Source organism: Streptomyces sp. NBC_00057, from assembly GCF_045041165.1.
Classification (GTDB): Bacteria; Actinomycetota; Actinomycetes; order Streptomycetales; family Streptomycetaceae; genus Streptomyces.
In genome coordinates, this window is the sequence record NZ_CP108256.1 from 1647284 (window position 1) to 1670534 (window position 23251).

The window sequence follows — 23251 nt, forward strand, 5'->3', positions numbered from 1 at the left end:
CGCGGTATCACTGGTGGCTTAGCATCACGACCGGGATGTGCGGACCACCCCGCCCGAATCGGCGTTCTCCCCCGGCCAGGCCGACAGTGCCAGCAGCAGCTCGGCCCGTACGTGGGCGGAGTCGAGATCGACGTCCAGCAGCGCGTGGATCCGGTCGACGCGGCTGCGCAGCGTATGCCGGTGCACTCCCAGGGACGTCGCGGCCGCGCCCCACTGGCCGTGATGCTCCAGGAACGCACGGAGCGATGCGATGAGATCCGTGCCGTGCTCCCGGTCGTAGTCGGCGAGCGGGGCGATGCGGACCGCGGACAGCTCGCGCAGCAGACCACGGGTCTCGGGCGCGGTGACCAGGACCTGACCCGCCAACGACGCAAATCGGACGAGTTCGTGCACGCTGCGTGCCTCGGCCGACGCGGCGGCGTTGGTGGCCTCGCGCAGCGCCTGGGGCACCGCGTCCAGACCGTGCGTGTCGCTCAGCCCGGCATGGGGCCTCGGCCTCAGCCGGGCCGCCGCACCGTCGGTGAGCGCACGGGCCTGCACCGACCCGTCGCCCGGCAGAAGCAGCACCGCGCCCCCGTCGCGAACGGTGCCGAACCGGGGCAGACCTCGCTCGGCGAGATCGCTGCCCGCCGCGTCCAGCGCCCGCCGGGGGCTGCCACCGCGCAGCACGAGCACGCTGATTCCGTCCCGCACGGGGAACCCGGCCTCCGTGAGATGACCGCGGGCCGTGGTCGCGGGCAGCGTCCCGTCCAGAAGCATGCGCAGGAACAGGCCGTTGACGTGGTGCTGTTCGTCCATGAGGCGCAGCGGCTTCTCCTCGTGGAGGGCGATGAGCGACGCCGCGTGGCCGAGGAGGAGGTGGTCCACGGCGGTCAGCTCCCGGCCGGCGACGAGCACAAGGCGGCCGTGGGCCCGGGGCCCGACGCGTACCTGCTGTGCCGCGACGCTCCCCTGCGGCCCGGTGCTCACTGCCGCCGAGGCCCCGTCACCCGCTCCAGGGGCACGCAGCTCCGCCAGAACGACCGGTTCCGGCCCTGCCGAGCCCGGTGGATGAGACGCCCGCACGGCTCCCGCCCCGTCCATGTACAGCACCTGGGTGCCGGTCGAGACAGCGAGTTCACGCACGACCGCCTGGGCGGCGCCGCGCAGCGCGGCACGGGTCATCCGGAGCTGGATCCGGGAGGCGTTCACGACCCCCTCGTAACTCTGCTCCGCCAGACGTTCCATCACGGCCTTGGTGATCGCGACGAAGGGCGTGGGCAGCGGTATTTCGAGCAGCGGCAGTCCGGCCTCCTCGGCTGCCTCGACCACGGCGGCCGGGACCTGGGCATGGGACAGGCCGGTGCCGAACGCGACGGCGGCCACGCGGGCACCGGCCAGCCGTGCCACGTAGGCACGTTGCCCCGCGGGTGTCCCCGGCAGCCTCAGGCCGGTGGTGAGCAGCAGCTCGCCGCCGCTGAGCCAAGGAGTGGGGTCGGCCAGTTCGATGCTGTGCGCCCACACCACTTCGCGGTCGAGTGCACTGCGGCCCGCAAGTACGCTCAGTCCGAGCTCGTGGCGGCGGGTCAGCCAGTTCAGGGATACGCCCATGCGTTCGTCTCCCATTCCCCGGTCCCCGCGCACCGGTCTGCCCGTTCCGCTGTGTCCCGGGAACCTAGCAGGTCAGCACAGGTCACCCCCGTCGGGCCAGGTGCACCGTACGGACCGTGAGCAGGAAGACATCGGGGCGGCGGCGCAGCCCGGCCGGGTCCTCGGGGTCGAGCAACCGGTCCAGTACGGCGATGTCGTCGGCCGTCAGGGACTCTTCGAACATCTCGCGCCGACGGGCGAATTCGGCGACGACATGGTCGCGGGCCGGCTCGGAGAGCGGCGCCGGGAGGTCCAGCAGGAAGCTGCGGGTGCCCTGCGGGTCCAGACCCACCGCGGTGAACAGGGCGCTCCAGTCCTCGGTCTCCCGCTTGGTGCCGGGCAGTGACGCCCGCATGTCCTCGAACCAGTCCGCGGTGATCGCGTCGAGCCTGGCCTCCAGACCCGGCCGCCCCATGCCGATGTCGCGCGGGAGCTGGCGAGGCGGCAGACCGCCCTCCACCAGGGCGACGGTCCCACCGGGGCGCAGCAGCGCGGCGAACCCGGCGAGGACTGCGCGCTGGTCACCCATGTGGTGCAGGGCGTTGCCCACCCAGATCAGATCCGCCTCCCCCAGCTCGGCGAGGCCGTCGGGGATGTCGGCCTGCTGTGTACGGACCCGGTCACCGAGACCGAGCCGCTGCGCGCGGGCCCGGGTGCGTTCCAGAAGCGCCGGGGTGCCGTCGACGGCGACGACTTCCGCCTCGGGAAACACCTCGGCGAGCAGACAGGCGATCACGCCGGGTCCGCTGCCGATGTCGAGAATCCTGCCCACCTTCGGGGCCGTGGGCAGGCCGGCGATCCAACGGGCCGCCTCTTCGTACTGCGGGCGGCTGAGCTCGGCGTTCTGCTCCAGCCGCGGGCCCATGACGCCCCAGTCGATGTCGGTGGTGTCGTGCTGGTGTCCCGGTGTGCTGCCGTGGTGATGACCATGGGTGGTGTCGTGCTGGTGACCGTGGTCGGTGTGCTGGCTCATGGGGACAGCCTCACCACGCATCGGCACCCTGGCAAGATTCTTTGCCGGTTCGGCAAGTCGCCGCACCGGCACTCCTCGGGCCGATACCCCGGACGCGCTCGGGGCAGGCAGTCGCCGTCTCAGTCTCTCGCGCGCAGTGCCAGCAGCCGGTACCGCGGATCTGCTCGCGGCCTGTCGGGCTCGGGCAGCGACGTCAGTACGGTCGCAAGTCGCTCGTCCGCCGTCCCCGGCAGGTTCAGGCGTGAGGCGAAATAGCCCTCGCGCACGTTCTGTGCCGCGCTCAGCGGGTGCCCCTGCGCACGGGCCGGGTTCAGTCCGGTTTCGGTGTACGAGACGGACACGGCGTCCGTCGTCCAGCTCGTCCAGGTGGGGCGGTCGGACTGTGCCGCGCGACATTCCCGCCGACCCCGGGTCCGGTGACGCGCCCGCTCGTCGGTTCGCCGCTGGGCCGGCGCCATCTGCTGGGCCGGCATCCGCGTTCGGCGGCGGCCGCCGCGGCGTCCGGAGCGGTGAGCGGGCACAGCCGGGCGGCGTACGCGGAGGCGGTGGAGCGCAGCGAGAGCTATACGCGATGGCTCGCCGCGCACCCACGGTTCGGCGCTGCGATGTGACATGCCATCGCGCATCCCCGTCTCGACTCTGCGATGTGACATGCCATCGCGCAGGGGCGGCGTGCGCCGCAGCGCGGCTGTACGTCGCCCGCCCGCGCCGGCCCCCGGCCCGGTGTTCAGCGGCGTGCCCGCCCATCCGGCTGCCTCACGCCGTGCCCGGCGGCGATCGCCACCACCCGCGCGGCCAGGTTCAGATCGTTCTCGGTGACCACACCACCCGCGTCGTGGGTGTTCACGGACAGGGTGACGGTGTTGTAACCGAGGGTCAGATCGGAGTGGTGGTTCAGTTCGTCCTGGATCTGGGCGACATGCACGGTCAGCCCGACGGCGGCGAAGTGCGTGCGGAGCCGGTAGGTGCAGGTGATCCGGTCTCCCTCCAGCGACCAGCCGGGCAGATCACCCAGACGGTCCTCGATCTCCTTCTGCGACAATGGTGCGGCGGGCATGCTGCGACTCCCTCACGAGCGATCGGTGCCGGTCGGCGGTGCCGGTGACGTTACGGTCTTGGTATGACAACTGTCGCGCTTGACACGGGGGTAGGGCCGCTGCTGCGCAGCTGGCGGGAGCAGCGTCGGATCAGCCAGCTGGAGCTGGCGCTCCGCGCGGATTCCTCGGCCCGGCACATTTCCTTCATCGAGACGGGCCGTTCCCGCCCCAGCGAGGACATGATCCTGCGGCTGGCCGAGCATCTCGACATCCCGGTCAGGGAACGCAACGCCCTGCTGGTGGTGGCCGGTTACGCGCCCCGTTACGCCCAGACCGCGCTCGACGACCCGGCGCTGGGCGCGCTGCGCGAGGGCATGGAGCGATTGCTCCAGGGCTATGACCCCTACCCGGCGCTCGTCGTCGACGGCATGTACAACGTGGTGGCGGCGAATCGGGGCATCACCATGCTGCTGGAGGGTGTGGCCGGGCATCTGCTGGCGCCTCCGCTGAACGCCATGCGACTCACTCTCCATCCGGAGGGCCTGGCCCCGCGCATCCGTAATCTTCGGGAGTGGCGGGCCGATCTGCTGGCCCAGATGGAGCGTCAGATCGCCCTGGCCCGCTCTGCGGAGCTGCGCGAGCTGTACGACGAGGTCGCCGGTTATCCGGCACCGGAGCGTACGGACAGGGCCGAGGATGCAGAGACCGCGGGAAGCGGCGGGGGCGGCGGAAACACTGCCGGGGAGAACGCGGGAGCCGGCCCCACGTCCCCCCTGCCCTTCGCGTTGCCCTTGCGTATCGAGCACGGTGGGCAGGTGCTCTCGTTCGTCGCCTCCATCGCGACGTTCAACACCCCGATGGATGTGACGGTGGCCGAGCTGGCCATCGAGACGTTCCTGCCCGCCGACCGGGCGACCGCCGACCTTCTGCGGTCCCTCACTTCCTGACGATCGGGCGGACCCAAGGGCGTCGGCCCGCGCCAGGACGATCGCGGCCGTGGTCACGACAGCCAGGACCGCCACGGCGAGCAGCAGGGGAAGTCTCGGTTGCCCGTGCAGTACGGCCACGGCTCCGAGAGACGCTCCGGTCGTCATGGCTGCGGCCGAGAGCACCCGCCGTCCGGCCTTGCTGCCGCCTCCGCCGGCGAAGCGGCTGTCGGAGAGGATGCCGGTGATGGTCAGGGTCAGCACGGTGGTGGTGAGGCCGGGGACCGCCAGCGCCCGGGAGACGGCGTTCTGCGCACCGAGGCCGATTCCGAGCAGGGCGATGAGGGCGAAGCGGCTCCCGCCCACGAACGGATGGCCGGAGGCCAGAGTGACGATCGACGCAGCCAGAGCACAGGCGGTTTCGACGAGGAGCGCGTACAACAGCATCCGGCCGCGATGCGTCAGGGAACGGTGCACGATCAGGCCGCCGAGCAGTGCCCCCACCGCGAACGCTGCGAGTGCGACGAGCGAGGCGGCGAACGAGAATCCGGGGGCTCCGGCGATCGCGAAGCCGGAGAAGACCACATTGCCGGTCATGTTCGCGACGAAGACCCGGCCGAGTTCCAGGTAACTGACGGCGTCGACCAGCCCGGTGACGACGGTCAGGGCGAGCATCATGGGCGGCAGCGGTCCATGCCGGTCGTTCATGTCCGGTACGACGGTGAACCATGCCTCACGCAGCACGACGGGCACGGACACGGGCACGCTCCGATCACGGGGTGAGTGGTCGGAATTGTGCCGCCCCGGGCGCACGGAACACCACGACCGACGCACATCGCCCCCGCCCGGAAGGAGGCTCGGGTTCCCGGGGCGGGGGCGATGTGCGTTCCGGAGCCGCTATACGCGCGCCCCGTTGTCGAGCGGGTCCCGGCGCGCCGCCTTCGTACCGGACCGGCGTCCGGGAGCCCGCTTCCGGGCGGGCGGCGGGGCCTTGCTGCTCCGCTCCAGGAGGAGCGCGGCCGGTACGGCGGTCAGCACCGAGGAGTACGTGCCGACGCAGATGCCGATCAGCAGGGCGAGCGCGAAGTCTGCGAGGGAGTCGCCGCCCAGCACGGCGAGTGCGGTGAGGATGAACAGGGCTCCCAATCCGGTGTTGACCGTTCTGGGGACTGTCTGGAGAACGGCCTGGTTGGCGACCGTGGCGAGGGGTACGCGACGGGCCTTCGCCCACAGTTCCCGTACCCGGTCGAAGACGACCACCGAGTCGTTGACGGAGTATCCGATGACGGTGAGGAGTGCGGCCAGGAAGGTGTCGTCGATGGGGCGTCCGAGCCAGGCGAAGGCACCGACCAGAATGATGACGTCGTGGACCAGCGCCCCGACCGAGGCCGCGGCGAACGTCCAGCGGAACCGGATCGCCAGATATGCCAGTTGTACGAGGACGGCGATGCCGAGCGCGATCAGGGCGTTGCGCCGGAGCTCGTCGCCGAGGCTGGGGCCGATGAGTTCGTCGCGGACCTTGGTGGTTTTGCCGCCCTCCTCCGCGAGCGCGGCACGCAGGGCATGTTCGCCGTCGTTGTCGAGTTTTCCGGTACGTACGGAGAGGTCGCCCTCGCCCGCCGTGGTGACCTCGACGTCGTCGAAGCCCGCGTCGGCCAGGGCGGTGCGGGCCCGTTCCACGTCGACGGGCCGGCTGGTCGAGTACTCCACGAGCCGGCCGCCGGTGAATTCGACACCCAGGTTGACGCCGCGTACGACGATGCCGAGAACCGCGACGGCGATCAGTGCCGTGGAGATCAGCAGCCAGCGGCGCGGGGACCGCATCAGCTGGGGGTCTCGGCGGGTCAGCCAGGTGCGTACCCGGCCGGGGGCGGCGATGCCGTTGATGGCCCGGTAGTCGCTGACGAATCGTGAGCTTGCGGCGATCTCGGTGAGTGCGCGGGCGATGACGAGTGCGGAGAACATCGAGGCGAGCACACCGATGGCGAGTGTGACACCGAAGCCCTTCACCGGCCCGGAGCCGAGGAAGAAGAGGAGCCCGGCCGCGATCAGCGTCGTGACGTTGGAGTCGGCGACGGCGCTCCAGGCATTACGGAATCCGGCGGTCAGCGAGGAACGCAGCGAGCGGCCCGGGTACTGCGCTTGTTCCTCTCTGGCCCGTTCGAAGACCAGCACATTGGCGTCGACCGCCATCCCGATGGCCAGGACGAATCCGGCGAGGCCGGGCAGGGTGAGGGTGACGCCGAGGGCTACCAGGGCCGCGTAGGAGATCAGTCCGTAGGCGGCGAGCGCGACGGCGGCGAGCGCGCCGAAGAGCCGGTAGACAACGGTGATGAAGAGCGCGGTGGCTGCGGCGCCGATGAGTGCCGCCTGGGCGCTCGCGTCGATGGCGGCGGCGCCGAGCGTCGGGCCGACGGTCCGCTGTTCGATGATCTCGACAGGGAGCGGCAGAGCGCCGCCCTTGATGAGCAGGGCCAGTTCCTGGGCCTCGTCGGCGCTGAAGGAGCCGGTGATCTGGGTGGAACCGGACGGCAGACCGACGTTGCAGCCCACCGAGGGCGAGACCTCCGGCGAGGAGATGATCTGCTCGTCGAGGACGATGGCGACGCGGCGCCGGTCGTCCTGGACCGGGTGGCAGGCGGCCTCACCGGTCAGCCGGGTCCAGTCCCGGCCCGCCTCCTTGTGGAAATCGAGGGAGACGGTCCAGCCGGCGCCCTGCTGGGCGTCGAACACGGCGGTGGCGTCCTTGACGCCCGCGCCGGAGAGCCTGGCCGGGCCGAGGTCGAGGGAGCGCCCCTGCTCGTCGGGGAGCGTCGGCCCGTTGCCGGCCTCGGCGTCCGCCCTGTCGTCGTTCTGCGCGGCGGGACCCTGGATCGCGTGGAAGCTGAGCTGGGCGGTTCTGCCGATGACTTCGGCGGCCTTGCGCGGGTCCTGGACGTCCGGGAGTTCGACGATGATCCGGTCCTCGCCGGAGCGGGTCAGGGTGGGTTCGGCGACGCCGAGGGAGTCGATGCGCTGGCGGAGCACCTCAAGGGTGCGGTCGGTGCTCTCCCGGTCCGCTTTCGCGGTGTCGGAGTCCTTGGCCTGGAGCACCAGTCTGGTGCCGCCCTGAAGATCGAGGCCGAGTCTGGGTGACATGGTCAGTGTGATGAGCACGGAGACGAGCAGGACGGCCGCAGCCAGAACCGCTCGCACCGTGGTGGCGCGAGTCATGGGTTTCCTCCGAGGGGGCGCCGGACGCCCTCACCTCGGCGAGGACGTTCCGGCGGGTCTGTGGGACGGGACCGGTGGCAGGACCGGGGGTCGGTGAACGGTCGTCCTCGGAGGCCCGCGTACGGCGGGGAGCGCGACGCGGAAGCGGTCGGTGGCACGAGAGGGTGCGGCGGGGGCCCGCTGGGGGGCGTGGTGCGGTACGCGAATGCCCGGTGCGCCGGGCAGCAGGAAGTCGGGGCCGTGCGGCGGGAGATGGTGCTGGGTGCGGGCGTGGTCGGTGCCGGCCCTGGGCCGGGGTGCGGTCGGCGCCGGCCGGTGGCGGTCGGTCGCCGTGGCCGTGCGGGTGCGCCGGGTGTCGTGGACGGTTCCCGTGCGGGCGGTCCGGTCCGTGTGCGGGGTGGGCTGATGGGCGCCGGGTGAGTACGCGGCGGAGGGCGGCACACCGGCGAACGGCCGGGCGGGGAGTACGGATCCGGCGGCTGCGGGGGCGCCGCCGACGACGGTGAGTACGGCGAGAAGGAGGGCGACGAAGACCTTCCGGGCCGCCTGTGCGGTTCTGTGGTGCGCCGGGGCGTCCGGCCGTGCCCTCGGGGGCACATTCCCCGGGGGCGGCCCCGGGAGGGGGGTCACCTCGTTCGGCCGGGCAGGGCCGGTGTCGCGCCGGCTCGGCGGAGCACGGAGCTGAGTATCAGCCCGGCGCCGCGTACGACCGTGGTCGCCGGGTCGTCGGCGAGACGTACCGGAACGCCGAGGCGGACCGCGACCCGGTCGGTGATGTCGGGGCGGGCGGCGCCTCCCCCGGCGAGCAACGGGCCCTTGCGCAGGGCCCCGAGGACGGCGCCGTGCCGGTCCTGCTTCCACATCTCGTCCACCATGTCCAGGACGGTGCGGACGGCGGCGGTGGGCGGCTCGGAGGGGTCGAGGTCGCTCAGTCCCGTCTCGGCCTGGCGGGCGTCGCGGACCAGTCCGTCGACCAGGAGGGTCGCCTCGGTCAGCTCGGCGCCGATGTCGACGACGAGCAGCGGGCCGCCGTCCTGCGGTCCGGCGTATGCGGCGGCGGCCCTCGCGCTGTCCAGGGCGATGACGCTCGTCGGCCCGAGTGCGGCGATCAGTTCCCTCGCCGCGGCGCGGTGTTCGGACCCGGCGAGGACGGGATGGCTGAGGACGATCACGGTGTCGGTGCGGTCCGCGCCCAGGGCGCTGTCGGCGATACGGCCGAGCATGCGGCCGCAGGACACGGGGTCGACGATGCGCCCTCGCCGGACCGGGCGGCCGTGTCCCGGCCCGGCGCCGAAGTCGCTGCAGGCGTCGGTGTCGGCGATGACGCCGTGGCCGGGCATCCAGGCGCGGGTCCGTGAGCTGCCGAGATCGAGGGCGAGGCCACGGGTGACGCCCCGGTACTCCTGGCGGACGGACCGGCCGGGTCGCGGTCCGTTGTGCAGCGAACGCATCGCCCCTCCCACCGGCCTGCCGACGCGGCCGTTCACACACCCATTGACCCGCTGATAGCGAGGCATGGCCGAGCCCTCACTATGCAATAGGGAGGCAAAGAAAGCTACTCCCAGGCAAAATCCAAGGGCTCGGGCGCGGCGAGGTCTCCGTCGTGCGTCACACCTCCGACGGCAGGAACCCGGCGATCAGTTCGGCGAACTCGTCCGGCGCGGCAATCCGGACACCCAGGTCCTCGGCCTTGGTGCGCTTGGATCCGGCCTTCTCCCCGGCGACCAGGAGCGTGGTGCGCTTGGAGACGCTGGACGAGGACTTCCCGCCGGCTCGCTCGATCAGCTCGTTCATCTGATTCCGGGAGAGCTTCTCCAGCACGCCGGTCATGGCCCCGGTGACCACCACGGTCATGCCGTCCAGCGGCAGGCCGGCGGTCCCCTCCCCGTCGGCGGCGGCAGTCTCTTCCGTGCCCTCCTCGCCCGGCTCCGGCGGCGGCGTCGCACCGGGCTCCGTCATGTTGACCCCGGCGGCCACCAGCTTCTCGATCAGCGGGGCCAGCTCCACCAGCTCCGCGACGACGCCTGCGGCCTTCTCCTTGCCGATGCCGTCGACCCGCTGGAGTTCCTCGGCGTCGGCGGCCCTGATCCGGTCCATGTCCGCGAAGTACCGGGCGATCCGCCGTGACATGGAGCGCCCGGTGCCGCGTACCCCCAGCGCGCAGAAGACCCGGGAGAGCGGCTGGGTCCGTGCCGCTTCGATGGCGGCCAGGAGGTTGTCGGTGCTGGTCTCGCCCATCCGTTCCAGGCCGAGCAGCTGCTCGCGGCCGAGAGTGAAGAGGTCTGCGAAGTCGGCCACCAGCCCGGCGTCGACGAGCTGCACGACCCGGGTGGCGCCGAGGCCCTCGATGTCGAGCTGGTCGCGGCCCGCCGCGTACGAGATGGAGGCGACGAGGCGGCAGCCGCGACCCCGGACACAGCGCCAGCGCTGCTCGCTGGTGTCGATCTCGGAGCCGCACTGCGGGCATGCCTCGGGGAAGACTATGGGCTGCTCGTCACCGGTCCGCAGATGGGCGACGGGCGCCTCGATGCGGGGGATGATGTCGCCCGCCTTGTAGACCATCACACGGTCGCCCAGGCGCAGATCGCGGCGGGTGATGTCGGCCGGGTTGTGCAGTGTGGCGTAGCTGACGGTCGAGCCGTCGATCTCCACCGGTTCCAGCACGGCGCGCGGCGCGATGATGCCGGTCCTGCCGACGTTCCACTCGACGCCGAGGAGCCGGGTGACCTTCTCGACGGCCGGGAGCTTGTATGCGATGGCCCAGCGCGGCGCCCTGGTCCCCGAACCGGCCTCGCGCTGGTCGGCCGCCAGATCGGCCTTGATCACGATGCCGTCGATGCCGAACGGCAACGAGGCACGCAGGGTCGCGACTTCCTCGACCCGGGCCTGCACCCCTTCGACGGTGGTGACGGCGCGCGGTTCCACATCCGTGTCCGCCGCGGTGTGCACGCCGAGCCCTGCGACGTACTCCAGGACCTCGCTGTGCGGGAGTTCGGCGAGGGTGTCGGTCAGCTCTCCGGACTCGGGCAGCGGCAGCGCACCGTAGGCGAAGAAGGTCATCTCCACCGTGTACGCGCGGTCCTTGGCGCGGAGTGTGCCCGCCGCGCCGTTCCTCGGGTTAGCGAAGGGGGCGCCGCCGTGCTCGGTGCGCACGGTGTTGGCCTGGTCGAACTGCTCGGTCGTCATGAGGATCTCGCCGCGCATCTCGATCGTCACCGGCTCGGCGAGCTGCTCGGGGAGGCCGACCACGGTGCCGATCGCATGCGAGACGTCCTCGCCCGCGGTGCCGTCGCCCCGGGTGATCAGCTGTTCCAGGCGGCCCGCCCGGTAGCGGGCGGCGACAGCAAGGCCGTCGAGCTTCGGCTCCACGCTCCACGCGGCGACGGGTCTGCCGATCCGGCGCTCCAGCGACGCCGTCCATGCGGCGAACTGCTCGGCCGAGAAGACGTTGTCCAGGGACAGCATCGGCACCGTGTGCGGCACGTCCCCGCTTGCGGCGCCGCCCGCCACCTTGCCGGTCGGGGACGCTTCCAGCACCTCCTGCGGGTGCTCCCGCTCGTATGCGGCGATCCCCCGTACCAGCCGGTCGTACGCATCGTCGTCGAGCGTGCTCTCGCCCGTGGCGTAGTACGCGGCGGCGGCCTGCGACGCTTCTTCGACCGCGGCGGCGTAGGCGGCGGTATCGGCGAGCACAACAGCTGAGTTCGTCATGGCCCCCATCCTGCCGCCCACCACTGACAACACCCCTCAGCCGGCCGCCCGAACCGTCCCGCCCGCCTCGTCGGCGCCACCCACCGCGCCCGGCGGTGCCAGCGGGATCTGCGGTCCCGAGCACTCCCGCAGCCAGCGCCGCAGCACCTTGTGCACCTGCTCGGCCCCCACCAGCTCCGTGCTCTCCGCCACCGGCGCGGACAGATCCGCCGGCCACAGCAGGAACGGCCGGGACTGCTCGCCGCCCAGACCGCCGTGCGAGCCGATCTGTTCCTCGAAGGCGTGCACGCAGCCCGTGGCCCCGTCATGCATCGAGTTGACCATGATGTCGGCGACGTGCGGGAAGGTGTCGGTGCGGCGCACCGCGGCAGCCGCGCCCGGGCCGAAGGGGGTCAGCGGCCCTTCCCCGTCCTTCAGTTCCGACACCGGGACCTCGGTGCCGCCACGGCCCAGCACCACCGATCCGTGCCGCTCGCTGCGGACCAGCAGAAAGCCGATGCCGGGGTGGTTGGCGAGGGTGCCGAGCAGTGCGGGACGGCTCCGGTCGAGCTGTTCGCGCGAGGCGCGTCCCTCGATGTCGGGGAAGGAGATCAGGCCGAGGTTGCCGGAGGCGAGGACGACCGGGTCGGAAGGCTTCGCGCGGTGTTCCACCTCGCCCTCCTCGACCGGCCGGTGCAGGGCGATCCGTACCGCGTCACGCGCCTCCGAACCGCTGGGGGTGCGCTGCGCCCGACGGGGCACGGGCAGCCCGCAGCCCGCCCGCACCAGGTCCTTGAGCGTCAGCCCGTACGCCCCCGCGAAGGTCTCGCCGGGACTCTGCCCGTGGTCGGAGAGCAGCACGATCCGGTAGGTGCGCGGGGTGTGTTCGGCAACCTTGACGATCAGGGCGAGCGAGCGGTCCAAGCGCGCCAGTACCTTGTCCGCGTCACGGCTGTGCGGTCCGGAGTGGTGCGCCACCTCGTCGTACGCGACCAGGTCGGCATAGACGGCGGTGCGTCCGGCGAACATGTCCCCGATGACGGCGGCGACCACCACATCGCGTTCGATGACGGTCGCGAAGGCCCGGATGAAGGGGTAGAGCCCACCGCGCTTGATCCGGGGCGTGTCCTTCCGTATCCGCGCCCGGGTCGACTGCCCGATCTCGCGGCAGACCTCGGCGACGAACGACAGCGCCGTACGCACGGCGTTGGCCGGATCGGAGAAGTAGGCGAAGTACCCCGCCCTGGAGCGGCGGCCCCTGCCGAGCCGGGCCGCCATGGACAGGACGAGCGCCAGCTGGTCGGCGCCGCCGCTGAAGAGGTTGCCGCGGCTGGCACCGTCGAGCGTGAGCAGCCCGCCGTCCTGGGTGCGTGCGATGGCCCGGCGCTGGAGCTCTATGGCGCTCGCGGGGCGGCTGGAGACCATGACGTCGCCGGTCTCCTTCTCGTACCAGCGGAAGGCGGGGACGTCGTGGTTGCTGCCGTGCAGGATGCCGAGCTGGCTGGCGCCGGTCTGGCTGGACCAGTCGGTGCGCCACGGGGTGAGCCGGTGGCCGTTCTTGTCGGCGAGCCAGTTCGCGACGGTCGGCATCAGGCGGGAGTCGGCGGCCCGGGCGAGCACATCGTGGCCGACGCCGTCGAGCTGGATGAAGACGGTGCCCGGTGGTCCGCTGCGCCTGCTGTCCGCACCGCTGCGTCTACGGCGGCGGTCGGCGAGCCGTGAGAGCCGGCGCCGGTAGGCGTTGTCGTCGCGGACGGCCAGCGCCGTGGAGGTTGCGGAGGCGACGGCGGACATCACGGCCGCGACGACGACCGCGGTCTCCGGGTTGGCGGCGCCGCGCCCGTCCGGGATGAGTCGCAGGGCGACCAGCAGCAGCGAGCCGTTCAGGAAGAAGACGAGCATCCCCAGGACGAGTGCGGGCACGATGAGCAGTGCCCGCACCAGGACCGGCCAGACCAGCGCTGAGAGCAGACCGAACGCTCCGGCGCCCCAGGCCGCGGTGAACGCGATCTTGGTGATGCTGTCGCCGTCGTCCGACTGGAGCTGGAAGTCCGGCAGAATCCCGGCGAGTGCCAGCATCGTGAGCGTCGAGACCGCCCACACCACAACCACTCGCATCAGGGCGCTGCCGGCTGTTCGCCATCGCCCGTCACCCACGCCGCTCCACCTCACGTCCGAACCCTGCCGTTCCGGGTCCTGTCCCCCAGCTTTTCACAGCGCGGCCGCGGGCCACTGCCGGCAGCGGGCAGGAGGCCGGTCAGCAGCCGTCGTATCCGGCGGTGGGCATGGAGAGCCTGCGGTGCACACTCGCCTTCGTACGGGCGTTGTACGGCGGCTCGTCCAGTCCCGCGATCTCCAGCCGTACGCCGCGCCGCTCGCACTCCGCGGCGAACTCCGGCACCGAGGTGAGGGCCCGCGCCAGCACCCGGTCGTTGGCGGCGACGAAGAGTTCGACATCGCCGCTCTCGATATCCGTCCACAGGGCGTGGTGGTCGGGGCGCAGCCCGTAGAAGCGCAGCTGCCGGGTGACGACGTATCCCTTGTCGGCTGCCCAGCGGGCGCACATGTCGTGCTGGCTGCGGGTGTCCACGAGGAACGGATCGCTGTCGAGCTCTTCGAGCGGCGTGAGACTGGCGATGGCCGCCACCCGTACGTCCGTTGCGTCCCCCATGGCCGTTCCCCCCGTGCTAGGCGTACGGGTGACCCTACCGCTCCGGCTCCCGTACAAAAAGGCGTATGTCGGGACGGGAGGAGTGCGGAGTACGGAACGCCGGTGCGCCCCCGCCCCTGGACGGAGCCGGGGCGGGAGCGCGCATGGGACGGGTGGGTCGGAGCGAGGTCATGACGTGCTCGATGCGGGTGCAGTCCTCGAAGCCGTACGCGGAGAGGTCCTTGGCGTAACCGGACTGCTTGTAGCCGCCGTGCGGCATCTCGGCGACGAGCGCCATGTGTGTGTTGATCCACACACAGCCGAAGTCGAGGTTCTTGGACATCCGCATCGCGCGCGCGTGGTCCTTGGTCCGTACGGAGGAGGCGAGGGCGTAGTCGACGCCGCTGGCGTACGCGACCGCCTGGGCCTCGTCGGTGAACGACTGGACGGTCATGACGGGGCCGAAGACCTCGTTCTGGACGATCTCGTCGTCCTGGCGGAGACCGGAGACGACGGTCAGGGCGTAGAAGTAGCCCTTGTCGCCGACCCGGTGGCCGCCCGCCTCGACCTCGGCGTGCTCCGGGAGGCGGTCGCTGAAGCCGCTGACCTGGGCGAGCCGGCCGGAGTTGTTGAGCGGGCCGTACAGCACGTCCTCGTCGTCCGGCTGCCCCGTCCTGGTGTCGGCGGCGGTCTCGGCGAGGGCGACACCGTGCTGATCGTGGTGCGGCAGACCACGGACGAAGCGCTGCTGCGCTGCCTCCGGGGCCATCCGCATCTGCTGCTCACCTGGGGAACGGACCGCTATGTCCTGGGGGCACCGCAGCTGGCCGTGGAGATCGGTGAACTACCGGATGCGGCCGGGATGAGCCGCACGTTCCTGCCGGGTGCCGCGCTGCGGGTGGCGCGGCGCGAGGCGCTCTGGGCGGTCTCGAAGGCCGCCGATTCGGGCCGTTCCGTGGTCCGCTACGGCGACGACTCCCGGGGCCGCCGGCTGTCCGACGAACCTGCGGTCCTGACCGCGCTGGTCGAGCATGTACTTGGCGAGGTCCTGCGCTACGACGAGGCCCATGACTCGCAGGTGCTGGTCTCGGTCCGCACGTGGATGGAGCGGAACCGCCGCACGGAGACGGCGGCGGCCGCACTCCACATCCGTCCCAACACCCTCGCCTACCGGCTGCGCCGGTTCGACGCTCCGACCGATCACGACATGGCATCCACAAGCGCCCTGGCGGAGGTCTGGCCGGCCATCCAGGCGGCGGGGGCGCTGGGCCTCAGCGACTGAGAGTGACCAGCCGGAGGCGACAACCGGACGGAGCCGGGTCACCCGGTCCGGTCACGGCACTAGGCTCGATGCCAGGGCCGCAACAAGGACCCGGGAGCAAGGAGGCACCGCGTGCCGGTGGAAGTCACCTGGTGGGGTCATGCCACCTGCACGATCGAGGACTCCGGGGTCCGTGTGCTGACCGATCCGCTCTTCGTACGGCGCTTCGCGCATCTGCGCCGCCGCCGCGGCGAGCTGCCCGGCCCCGAGGCCACGGTCGCCGATGTGGTGCTCGTCTCGCATCTTCACTCCGACCATCTGCATCTGCCGTCACTGGCCCGGCTCGCCCCCGGCAGCCGGCTGATCGTGCCGGTGGGTGCGGTGCGCTCCGTCCCGGGGCTGCGGGTGCTGCGTTCGGTGCGTGGGCTGCGGATCACCGAGGTGGCACCGGGCGACGAGGTCCGGGTCGGCGAGGTGCGGGTACGGGCGGTTCCCGCACTCCACGACGGCAGGCGCCTTCCCGTGGGCCCGCACCGCTCCCCTGCGCTCGGCTATGTGGTCGAGGGCGAGGCACGGACGTATTTCGCCGGTGACACCGGGCTCTTCGACGACATGGCCCGGGCGGTCGGTCCGGTGGATGTGGCGCTGCTGCCGGTGGGCGGCTGGGGTCCGTATCTGGGCCACAGCCATCTGGACGCGGGCCGGGCCGCGCAGGCGCTGGCCCGGCTGGCGCCGCCGTCGGCCGTGCCGGTGCACTACGGCACGTACTGGCCGATCGGAATGGACGGAGTCAGGCCGCACGAGTTCCACGCACCCGGTGACGAGTTCGTCCGCAAGGCGGCACTGCTGGCGCCGGAGGTGGCGGTGCACCGGCTGTCGCACGGCGAACATGTGCGGCCGGAGGCCGCCAGGTGATCCAGGAGGTCGTGAGACAGCTGCCCCCGGAGTCGACTCAGCAGGCGGTGGGCTATCCGTCCCTTTTCCTGCTGGTGGCGCTGGGCGCGCTGGTGCCCGTGGTGCCTACGGGTGCGCTGGTGAGTTCGGCCGCGGTGGTGGCGCTGCATCAGTCGTCGCCGTTCTCGCTGCTGATCGTCTTCGGGGTGGCGTCGGCCGCGGCATTCCTCGGCGACATCTGTCTGTACTGGCTCGGTCAGCGCGGGGTGCGCTCGAAGAACGGTTCGAAGTGGCTGCAGGTGATCAGCGACCGGGCCGCCCCGGAGCGGCTGGCGCAGGCACGGCAGAAGCTGGACGAGCACGGTGCGGTGGTGCTCGTGCTGTCGAGACTGGTACCGGCGGGGCGGATTCCGGTGATGCTGGCCTGCCTGCTGGGGCGGATGCCGCTGCACCGGTTCGCCCGTGGGGATGTGCCGGCCTGTCTGGCGTGGGCGGCGACGTATCAGCTGATCGGCATTCTGGGGGGTTCACTCTTCCCCGAGCCGTGGCAGGGTGTGGTCGCGGCGGTGGGTCTGACGCTGCTGATCAGCGGGACGCCCGCGGTGTGGCGCCGGATGCGGACGCGGTTCAGCCACTGATCGTGCGGGGCCACCGCCTCAGCCACTGATCGTGCGGGGTTCCGGTTCGAGCACGCGGGAGCCGCCGATCGGCAGGCCCCAGAGCCGTTCGCGGGGGTGTCCGGCCCGCTGCCAGGCGGTACGCAGTCGGGCCAGCGGTTCGAGTACGGGCTCCGCCGAGAGCAGGAAGGTGGCCCAGTGCATGGGCGCCATCGCGCGGGCGCCGAGGTCCTCGTACGCCTGCACGGCCTCCTCCGGATCGGTGTGTACGTCACCGAGCCACCGGCGCGGTTCGTACGCCCCGATCGGCAGCAGGGTCAGATCGATGCCGGGGTACCGGCGGCCGATCTCGCCGAACCAGTGCCCGTACCCGGTGTCCCCGGCGAAGTGGATCCGCTGCCCGTCGCGGCCGGCGGTGCCGATGATCCAGCCGCCCCACAGGGAGCGGCAGGTGTCGGTGAGGGTCCGCTTGGACCAGTGGTGGGCGGGCACGAAATCGAAGCGGACGCCGTTCAGCTGGGCCGATTCCCACCAGTCGAGTTCGGTGACGCAGGTGAAACGGCGACGGCGGCACCAGCGGCCGAGCCCGGCGGGGACGAACAGCGGGGTGTCCTTGGGCAGTCTGTGCAGGGTGGGGGCGTCGAGGTGGTCGTAGTGGTTGTGGCTGATGACGACGGCGTCGACGGGCGGCAGGTCCTCCCAGCGGACGCCGACCGGTGTGATCCTGGCCGGGGTGCCGAGGATGCGACGGGACCAGACGGGGTCGGTGAGGACGGTCAGCCCGCCGGTTCGCACGATCCAGCTGGCGTGCCCGGCCCAGGTCACGGATGTGGTGCCTGCGGCGATGGCGGGCAGGGGTTCGGGGGCGTACGGGAGCCGGTGGATGCCACGCAGTCCCTCCGTGTCGGGCCGCAGGGCACGGTCACGGGCCAGCCGGGACATGCCCATGACACCCGGGAGTGGTGCGGTGAGCCGGTCGGCGAAGGTCTTCGGCCAGACCCGGAGCTCGCCGAGTGGACGTGGTTCGACGACCTCGCCGCGAGAGACCTGGTGCGGGTGCGCGGTCCCGGTGAGGGAGCGCTCGGTCTGTTCCGTCATCGAGAGACTCCCGTCTCGGAGTTCGGCACCGGAGTCGTCCGGGGTCATCGGGTGATTCGGAGTCGTCCTGGGTCAGTCCGGCATCTCGGTTCGTCATCGGAGTTCGTCGAGGGCTGCTCCGAAAATGCTCAGGGCTTGAGCCACATGCGGCAATTCCAGGGGCGCCACAGCGGTGAGGGACTCCATCTGCTGTTCCGGGGTCGACCCGAGGAGCGTCCCGGTGCCCAGCCGTACACGCAGCGCCCCCAGTTCATCGCCGAACCGGTGGCCGCCCGGCGCCGGTGCGCCGAGGCGTTCCGTCAGGTACTCCTCCAGTTCGAGCGAGTCGGTGACACCTCGGTTCGCCAGCCGGGATCTGAGCGGCCCGAGGTCGGCGTAGAGATGGCGGCCGGCCTGCGGGGGTCTGGCCAGCGCGCCCGATGCGAGGACCGCGCGGTGGGCCGCTGCCGCGACCTGCGCCTGGAGCGCGGCGGCCCGGCGGACCCGGTCCGTGACGGAGTCCGGTTCGCGCAGCGCGTGGGCGGCGGCCATGGCGACGGGCCCCGCGACGTGCGCGCCCAGTGCGGTGAGGCTGTCGAGGGTATGGGCATGGCGCACCGCCGCCCGCTCGGTGTCCGGGAACCGGGCGACCGCGACCGGCCAGGCGGACGGGGTCAGCGCACCGGCGAGATCACAGAGGACTGTGACATCGTCGGGGCACATTTCGGCCGGACTGAGCAGGACCGTGTCGTGCGGCCGGTGCAGGGTGTCGCGCCAGGTCTCGTCGCTGACGATGTGCAGCCCTTCGGCGACCGCCGCCTCGCACGCCTCGCGCACGAGTTCCGGCGGTGCGACGGTGGCGGTCGGGTCGTCGACGACGGAGATCAGCAGCAGCCGGGGCCTGCCTCCCTCGGCGCGCACCCTGCGTACGGTCTCCAGCAGCGCGTACGGATCGGGCACGCCGCCGCACTCGGCCGGGGTCGGCACACGATAGGCGGGCCTGCCCAGCAGCCTGGCCTGTGGAATCCAGGTGGCTGGGCAGGGGCGCGGCATGAGCACGTCGCCGCCGTGCGCGGCGATCAGCGCGAGCAGCAGCGGCGAGGCGCCCGGGGCGGCGGCGATGTTCTCCGGGCTGCCGTGCAGTCCACGCCGCTCCCAGTAGGCGGTCGCGGCCTCGCGCAGGGCGTCGCCGCCGCCGGTCGGTTCGGGTTCACGGCGGGCGGCCGCGGCGGCGAGCACCTCGGCCAGCTCGGGCAGGACGGGCAGACCGGGATCGGGGGCGGGAGGCCCGTACCGGACAGGGCCGCGGTCCTCCCGTACGGAACTCGCACCACTGCCGTCCTTCTCTTTGCGCCCCGCCCGTCCGGTCCGCTCGGTCCGCTCGGTCCGCTTCCGCACCATCCGGGCCTCCTTCGCCGCCGCCCCGTCCCGTCGTCTCACGCTCAGGGCCCTTTATACGAGGGTTCGGCCGACCGCGCCCGCCCAGCGGAGCCGTCGAGGTGCCCGCCCGGCAGCGGGCCGTCGGTAACGGCCGAGGGAGGCGGGCTCAGCCCGCGAAGGCCGCCCCGGGCATCCCGTGCCCCGCGTCCGGCAGCACCAGCAGCGAACCGGACAGCGGATGCGGAGCGGCGAGCCCCGTGCGGGCCGAGGTGATGTAGAGGTCGCGCAGGTCCCTGCCGCCGAAGGCGCAGGCCGTCGGGCGCTGTACGGGGAGTTCGACGATCCGGTCCAGGGCGCCGTCGGCCGTGTAGCGGCGCACCGCAGCGCCGTCCCACAGAGCGACCCAGACGGCTCCCCGGGCGTCGACCGTCAGCCCGTCGGGGAATCCCGCACCCTGCTCGACGGTGGCGAACGGGCGCCGGTTCACGGCGTGTTGACCGTCGAAGTCGAAGACGTCGATACGGCGCGTGGGCGTGTCGATGAAGTACATCAGCCGCCCGTCCGGACTCCACCCGATGCCGTTGCCGCAGGCCACGACGGGCAGTACCGGGGTGACCGCACCGTCGGGTGCGACGCGGGCGAGGCTGCCGCCGGTCTCCGCGCCGTCGTATCGCATGGTGCCCGCCCACAGCGCCCCGTCCGGAGCGACCGCTGCGTCATTGCCGCGGCGTCCGGGTTCTGGGTCGTGGACCAGCCAGCGGAAGGCGCCGTCGGGGTCGTACAGGCCGATGCCGTCGCGCAGATTGACCACAAGTCCGCCACCGGCGCGCGGCTTGGCGGCTCCGATGTGCTGTTCGGTGGCCATCACCGTACGGCGGCCGCTCACCGGGTCGTAGGTGTGCACACGAGCGGAGACGATGTCGACCCAGATCAGCCGGCCGGTGACGGGATCCCAGGTCGGTCCCTCGCCGAGCTCGGCATGCTCATGTACGGCTACATTCAGGCGTGTGGTGGTCACTGCTGCCCCTCATGGTGTCCGAGCCGGCCGGAGAGCGTATCGGCACCGCCGACAGCGAGGCCCGCCAGTTCCTCCTCGCGCTCCTCGGTCCAGCGGATCATGGGTACGGATATGGAGAGCGCGGCGACGATGCTGCCCGTACGGTCCCGTACCGGCGCGGCCACACAGCCGACATCGGGGTCGGACTCACGGCGCTCCACCGCGACTCCCCGCGCGCACCGAAGCGAGCACGGTCCTCAGCTCCTCTTCGTCCGTGATGCTGTCGGGGGTCATCCCGGTGAGTTCGCGGCCGTCGAGCCGCGCGTCGAGCTCCCTCGGCGGCAGGGCGGAAAGCAGCACCTTGCCCACGGAGGTGCAGTGCGCGGTCGCCGCGGAGGAAGAGCTCGAGTACGTCCGGAGCCCTGGTCACCGCGGGGACGAGTCGCCCCATGGTCGTGCACCCATCTCTCGCGTTCGACACTCCGGCCGATGACCGGAATCACGAACACAGGGTAATCGGTTGGCACTTGCCGCGACAATGCCGGTGACCGCGGGTGAGATCAGGCCCGTCGGCCGAGGAGCGCGAGCAGTTCGGTCTGCGGGTCGGCGTCCGCGGGGGTCCCGACGGGCGGAGCGAACAGGCCGCTCTGCGAGAGATCCTTCGCATACGGTCCGACCTCGCGGCGCGTGAACGCGACCAGTGGTGCGGGCAGCCGCTCGTCGGCGCCGATGGCCCGGGACAGGTCCCAGGCGTGCACCACCGCGTCGGCCACCATCTGCGCACAGTAGGCGTCGGCGGCGCTGTTCCCGTACGACAGGTTCACCGTCCGCTCCAGGGCGCCGGGCGCCTCGAACGCCCGGCGCGCCCCGTCCGCCGCCCGGTCCCACACGGCTACAGGGTCGTCGCCCAGCACATCGCCGTCGAAGGCGTCACCGACCTCGGCGACGGTGCGGCCCTCGGTGAGCAGGGGCGGCACCCAGAGCTGCTCGGAGACGAGATGGGTGACCAGATCACGGACGGTCCATTCGGTGCACGGCGTCGGTGCGGACCACTGGTCGTCGCGTACGGCATGCACCCGGTCCGTGAAGAGCCGGAGCGCCTCGCCGTGACGGTCGAGAATTTCGCTGGTGGGGACAGATGCCATGGGGTCCACTCTCCCCGGCCCGTGACGGGTGCGCGAGCGCGCCTCCTGGTTCGGCACGTCCGGGCGGGGTATTCGCTGTCCCATGTCCGCACCACGCCGTACCCCGTTCACCGGCCGGTCGTCCACCGCACTGTGCGACTGGCTGCACCGCCGCGATCTCGCCGTGTTCCATGGCCTGGCCCACCGGAACTGGCCGGGCGCCGAGCCCGTGCTGCCACGACTGAGCCGCAGCGCCGATCACGGGCTGCTGTGGTTCGGTGCCGCGGCGGGCCTGGCGGCGCTGGGCGGCAGTGCCCGGGCCCGGCGGGCCGCGCTGCGCGGGATCGCCTCGCTGGCCGTGGCGTCGGCCGCGATCAACACCATCGGCAAGGGCTCGGTGCGCAGGGAGCGTCCGCTGCTGGACGCCGTGCCGGTGATCCGCCGGCTCAAGCATCAGCCGTTCACCACGTCCTTCCCTTCCGGGCACGCCGCGTCGGCCGCGGCCTTCGCCACGGGTGTCGCCCTCGAATCGAAGGGCTGGGGTGCGGTAGTCGCGCCGCTCGCCCTGTCCGTCGCCGCCTCCCGCGTCTACACCGACCAGGTTCAACCAGTGGATGCAACACCGGCTTATTTCTGAAGCCCGGCACACCTTATGCGTACGACGGCGAGGTGGCGTACAGCCGAAGCGAGTTGGTGATCGACAAGCTTCCGGAGGCACTGACGGTGTACTGCCCGATGCCGGTGTAGAGGAGCGTCCGGGAATCGGCCACGCGCGCGAACAAGGGTCGGCCGACTGCCGGTTGGCCGCCCTTCCGTACGCCGGTCAACTCAAAGACGTCCAAATATCAAGACGCACATCTCAGCATTCGGCATTCGAGCGTACGGTGACCGTACCGATCAGCGCTTCGCGGTTCGCATGTCGCGTTCTGCGTTTCGAGAAAGGATCCACGGTCATGCCGAAGGAGACCGCCGTCTACACCCACGGCCACCACGAGTCGGTGCTGCGCTCGCACCGCTGGCGCACCGCCGCCAATTCCGCGGCGTATCTGGTCGACGAACTCCGCCCGGGCATGGTCGTGTTGGACGTCGGCTGCGGACCCGGCACCATCACCGCGGATCTGGCCGCGCTGGTCGCCCCCGGCCGGGTGACCGCCGTCGACACCACTCGGGAGATCCTGGACCGGGCGGCCGAGGTCGCGGCCGAACGCGGCCTGGACAACGTCGAGTTCACCACTGCCGATGTCCATGCCCTGGACTTCCCCGACGACTCCTTCGACGTCGTCCATGCCCATCAGGTGCTCCAGCACGTGGGCGACCCGGTACAGGCGCTGCGCGAGATGCGGCGCGTCTGTCGCCCCGGCGGAATCGTCGCGGCCCGCGACAGCGACTACGCGGCGATGACCTGGTACCCGGAGGTACCGGGCATGGACGCCTGGCAGGAACTGTATGGACGGGTGGCCCGCGCCAACGGCGGCGAGCCGGACGCCGGCCGTCGGCTGCTCTCCTGGGCCCGCCGGGCCGGCTTCACCGACATCGCCCCGACCGCCGGCAACTGGTGCTTCGCCACCCCGGAGAGCCGTTCCTGGTGGAGCGGCCTGTGGGCGGACCGTACGGTCGGCTCGGTGTACGCGAAGCTGGCCCTGGACGGCGGCCACGCGAGCACCGAGGAGCTGGCCGCGATCGCCGCGGCCTGGCGCGAGTGGGGCGCACAGGGCGACGCCTGGTTCATGGTCCCGCACGGCGAGGTGCTCTGCCGGGCCTGATCACCGCCAACTACCCTTGT

Annotated in this window: 19 protein-coding genes and 5 pseudogenes; 7 read left to right on the top strand and 17 right to left on the bottom strand. The window is 71.8% G+C overall.

Annotated elements, in window-relative coordinates:
• Positions 1 to 24: 24 nt before the first annotated feature.
• From OG953_RS07750 to OG953_RS07760, 3 genes are all read right to left on the bottom strand, one after another.
• Positions 25 to 1590, bottom strand: coding sequence for a PucR family transcriptional regulator (locus OG953_RS07750; RefSeq protein ID WP_405683196.1), 1566 nt, complete (start codon positions 1588 to 1590; stop codon positions 25 to 27).
• Between the two features lie 82 nt (positions 1591 to 1672).
• Positions 1673 to 2602, bottom strand: a complete 930-nt coding sequence (locus tag OG953_RS07755; protein ID WP_405683197.1) for a class I SAM-dependent methyltransferase — start codon at positions 2600 to 2602, stop codon at positions 1673 to 1675.
• A 119-nt stretch (positions 2603 to 2721) separates the two neighbouring features.
• Positions 2722 to 2943, bottom strand: coding sequence for a hypothetical protein (locus OG953_RS07760; protein ID WP_405683198.1), 222 nt, complete (start codon positions 2941 to 2943; stop codon positions 2722 to 2724).
• Between OG953_RS07760 and OG953_RS07765 the strand changes: the two are divergent.
• Positions 2897 to 3213: pseudogene (locus tag OG953_RS07765) on the top strand (LysR family transcriptional regulator); the annotation flags it as partial. The gene OG953_RS07760 and the pseudogene OG953_RS07765 sit on opposite strands and share 47 nt — an antisense overlap.
• Positions 3214 to 3329: 116 nt before the next feature.
• On the opposite strand, the gene OG953_RS07770 reads toward OG953_RS07765, so the two are convergent.
• Complete coding sequence (locus tag OG953_RS07770; RefSeq protein WP_405683199.1) at positions 3330 to 3659, bottom strand: 4a-hydroxytetrahydrobiopterin dehydratase; 330 nt, start codon at positions 3657 to 3659, stop codon at positions 3330 to 3332.
• A gap of 63 nt (positions 3660 to 3722) precedes the next feature.
• Between OG953_RS07770 and OG953_RS07775 the strand changes: the two genes are divergently transcribed.
• Positions 3723 to 4586, top strand: coding sequence for a helix-turn-helix domain-containing protein (locus OG953_RS07775; RefSeq protein ID WP_405683200.1), 864 nt, complete (start codon positions 3723 to 3725; stop codon positions 4584 to 4586).
• Between the two features lie 111 nt (positions 4587 to 4697).
• Here the strand turns inward: OG953_RS07775 and OG953_RS07780 are convergent.
• The 8 genes and pseudogenes from OG953_RS07780 to OG953_RS07815 all read right to left on the bottom strand — a co-directional run.
• Positions 4698 to 5273, bottom strand: a pseudogene (locus tag OG953_RS07780) (YoaK family protein); the annotation flags it as partial.
• Between the two features lie 189 nt (positions 5274 to 5462).
• A complete protein-coding gene (gene secD, locus OG953_RS07785; protein WP_405683201.1) occupies positions 5463 to 7778 on the bottom strand; it encodes a protein translocase subunit SecD in 2316 nt (771 codons plus the stop codon).
• 30 nt (positions 7779 to 7808) lie between these two features.
• Complete coding sequence (locus tag OG953_RS07790) at positions 7809 to 8375, bottom strand: hypothetical protein (RefSeq protein ID WP_405683202.1); 567 nt, start codon at positions 8373 to 8375, stop codon at positions 7809 to 7811.
• Positions 8376 to 8404: 29 nt separating this feature from the next.
• Positions 8405 to 9229: a rod shape-determining protein MreC gene (locus OG953_RS07795; protein ID WP_405683203.1), complete on the bottom strand. Its 825-nt coding sequence runs from the start codon at positions 9227 to 9229 to the stop codon at positions 8405 to 8407.
• A gap of 157 nt (positions 9230 to 9386) precedes the next feature.
• Entirely contained in the window at positions 9387 to 11498 is a 2112-nt protein-coding gene (gene ligA, locus OG953_RS07800) for an NAD-dependent DNA ligase LigA (protein ID WP_405683204.1), read from the bottom strand.
• 27 nt (positions 11499 to 11525) lie between these two features.
• A complete protein-coding gene (locus tag OG953_RS07805; protein WP_405683205.1) occupies positions 11526 to 13625 on the bottom strand; it encodes an alkaline phosphatase family protein in 2100 nt (699 codons plus the stop codon).
• 100 nt (positions 13626 to 13725) lie between these two features.
• A complete protein-coding gene (locus tag OG953_RS07810) occupies positions 13726 to 14139 on the bottom strand; it encodes a hypothetical protein (protein WP_383975626.1) in 414 nt (137 codons plus the stop codon).
• Between the two features lie 160 nt (positions 14140 to 14299).
• Positions 14300 to 14839 (bottom strand): annotated as a pseudogene (locus tag OG953_RS07815) (aldehyde dehydrogenase family protein); the annotation flags it as partial.
• On the opposite strand from OG953_RS07815, the gene OG953_RS07820 reads away from it, so the two are divergent.
• From OG953_RS07820 to OG953_RS07830, 3 genes are all read left to right on the top strand, one after another.
• Positions 14840 to 15400: a helix-turn-helix domain-containing protein gene (locus OG953_RS07820; protein ID WP_405691709.1), complete on the top strand. Its 561-nt coding sequence runs from the start codon at positions 14840 to 14842 to the stop codon at positions 15398 to 15400.
• Positions 15401 to 15511: 111 nt separating this feature from the next.
• Positions 15512 to 16294, top strand: a complete 783-nt coding sequence (locus tag OG953_RS07825) for an MBL fold metallo-hydrolase (protein ID WP_405683206.1) — start codon at positions 15512 to 15514, stop codon at positions 16292 to 16294.
• Positions 16291 to 16911 carry a DedA family protein gene (locus OG953_RS07830; RefSeq protein WP_405683207.1) on the top strand — a complete coding sequence of 207 codons (621 nt, stop codon included), beginning with the start codon at positions 16291 to 16293 and terminating at the stop codon, positions 16909 to 16911. Before OG953_RS07825 ends, OG953_RS07830 begins: the two co-directional genes overlap by 4 nt.
• Before the next feature lie 18 nt (positions 16912 to 16929).
• Here OG953_RS07830 and OG953_RS07835 read toward each other — a convergent pair whose 3' ends face one another.
• The 5 genes and pseudogenes from OG953_RS07835 to OG953_RS07855 form a co-directional block, all read right to left on the bottom strand.
• Positions 16930 to 17988 (bottom strand): MBL fold metallo-hydrolase, encoded by a 1059-nt coding sequence (locus tag OG953_RS07835; RefSeq protein WP_405683208.1) that lies wholly within the window; start codon positions 17986 to 17988, stop codon positions 16930 to 16932.
• Positions 17989 to 18081: 93 nt separating this feature from the next.
• Positions 18082 to 19368 (bottom strand): aminotransferase class I/II-fold pyridoxal phosphate-dependent enzyme, encoded by a 1287-nt coding sequence (locus OG953_RS07840; RefSeq protein ID WP_405683209.1) that lies wholly within the window; start codon positions 19366 to 19368, stop codon positions 18082 to 18084.
• Positions 19369 to 19513: 145 nt separating this feature from the next.
• A complete protein-coding gene (locus OG953_RS07845) occupies positions 19514 to 20365 on the bottom strand; it encodes an SMP-30/gluconolactonase/LRE family protein (RefSeq protein ID WP_405683210.1) in 852 nt (283 codons plus the stop codon).
• A pseudogene (locus OG953_RS07850) lies at positions 20362 to 20731 on the bottom strand (IclR family transcriptional regulator); the annotation flags it as partial. The gene OG953_RS07845 and the pseudogene OG953_RS07850, both read right to left, overlap by 4 nt.
• Before the next feature lie 173 nt (positions 20732 to 20904).
• Complete coding sequence (locus OG953_RS07855; protein WP_405683211.1) at positions 20905 to 21489, bottom strand: TIGR03086 family metal-binding protein; 585 nt, start codon at positions 21487 to 21489, stop codon at positions 20905 to 20907.
• Between the two features lie 82 nt (positions 21490 to 21571).
• Between OG953_RS07855 and OG953_RS07860 the strand changes: the two are divergent.
• Both OG953_RS07860 and OG953_RS07865 read left to right on the top strand, forming a co-directional pair.
• A pseudogene (locus OG953_RS07860) lies at positions 21572 to 22084 on the top strand (phosphatase PAP2 family protein); the annotation flags it as partial.
• 337 nt (positions 22085 to 22421) lie between these two features.
• A complete protein-coding gene (locus OG953_RS07865; protein WP_405683212.1) occupies positions 22422 to 23231 on the top strand; it encodes a class I SAM-dependent methyltransferase in 810 nt (269 codons plus the stop codon).
• Positions 23232 to 23251 lie beyond the last annotated feature (20 nt).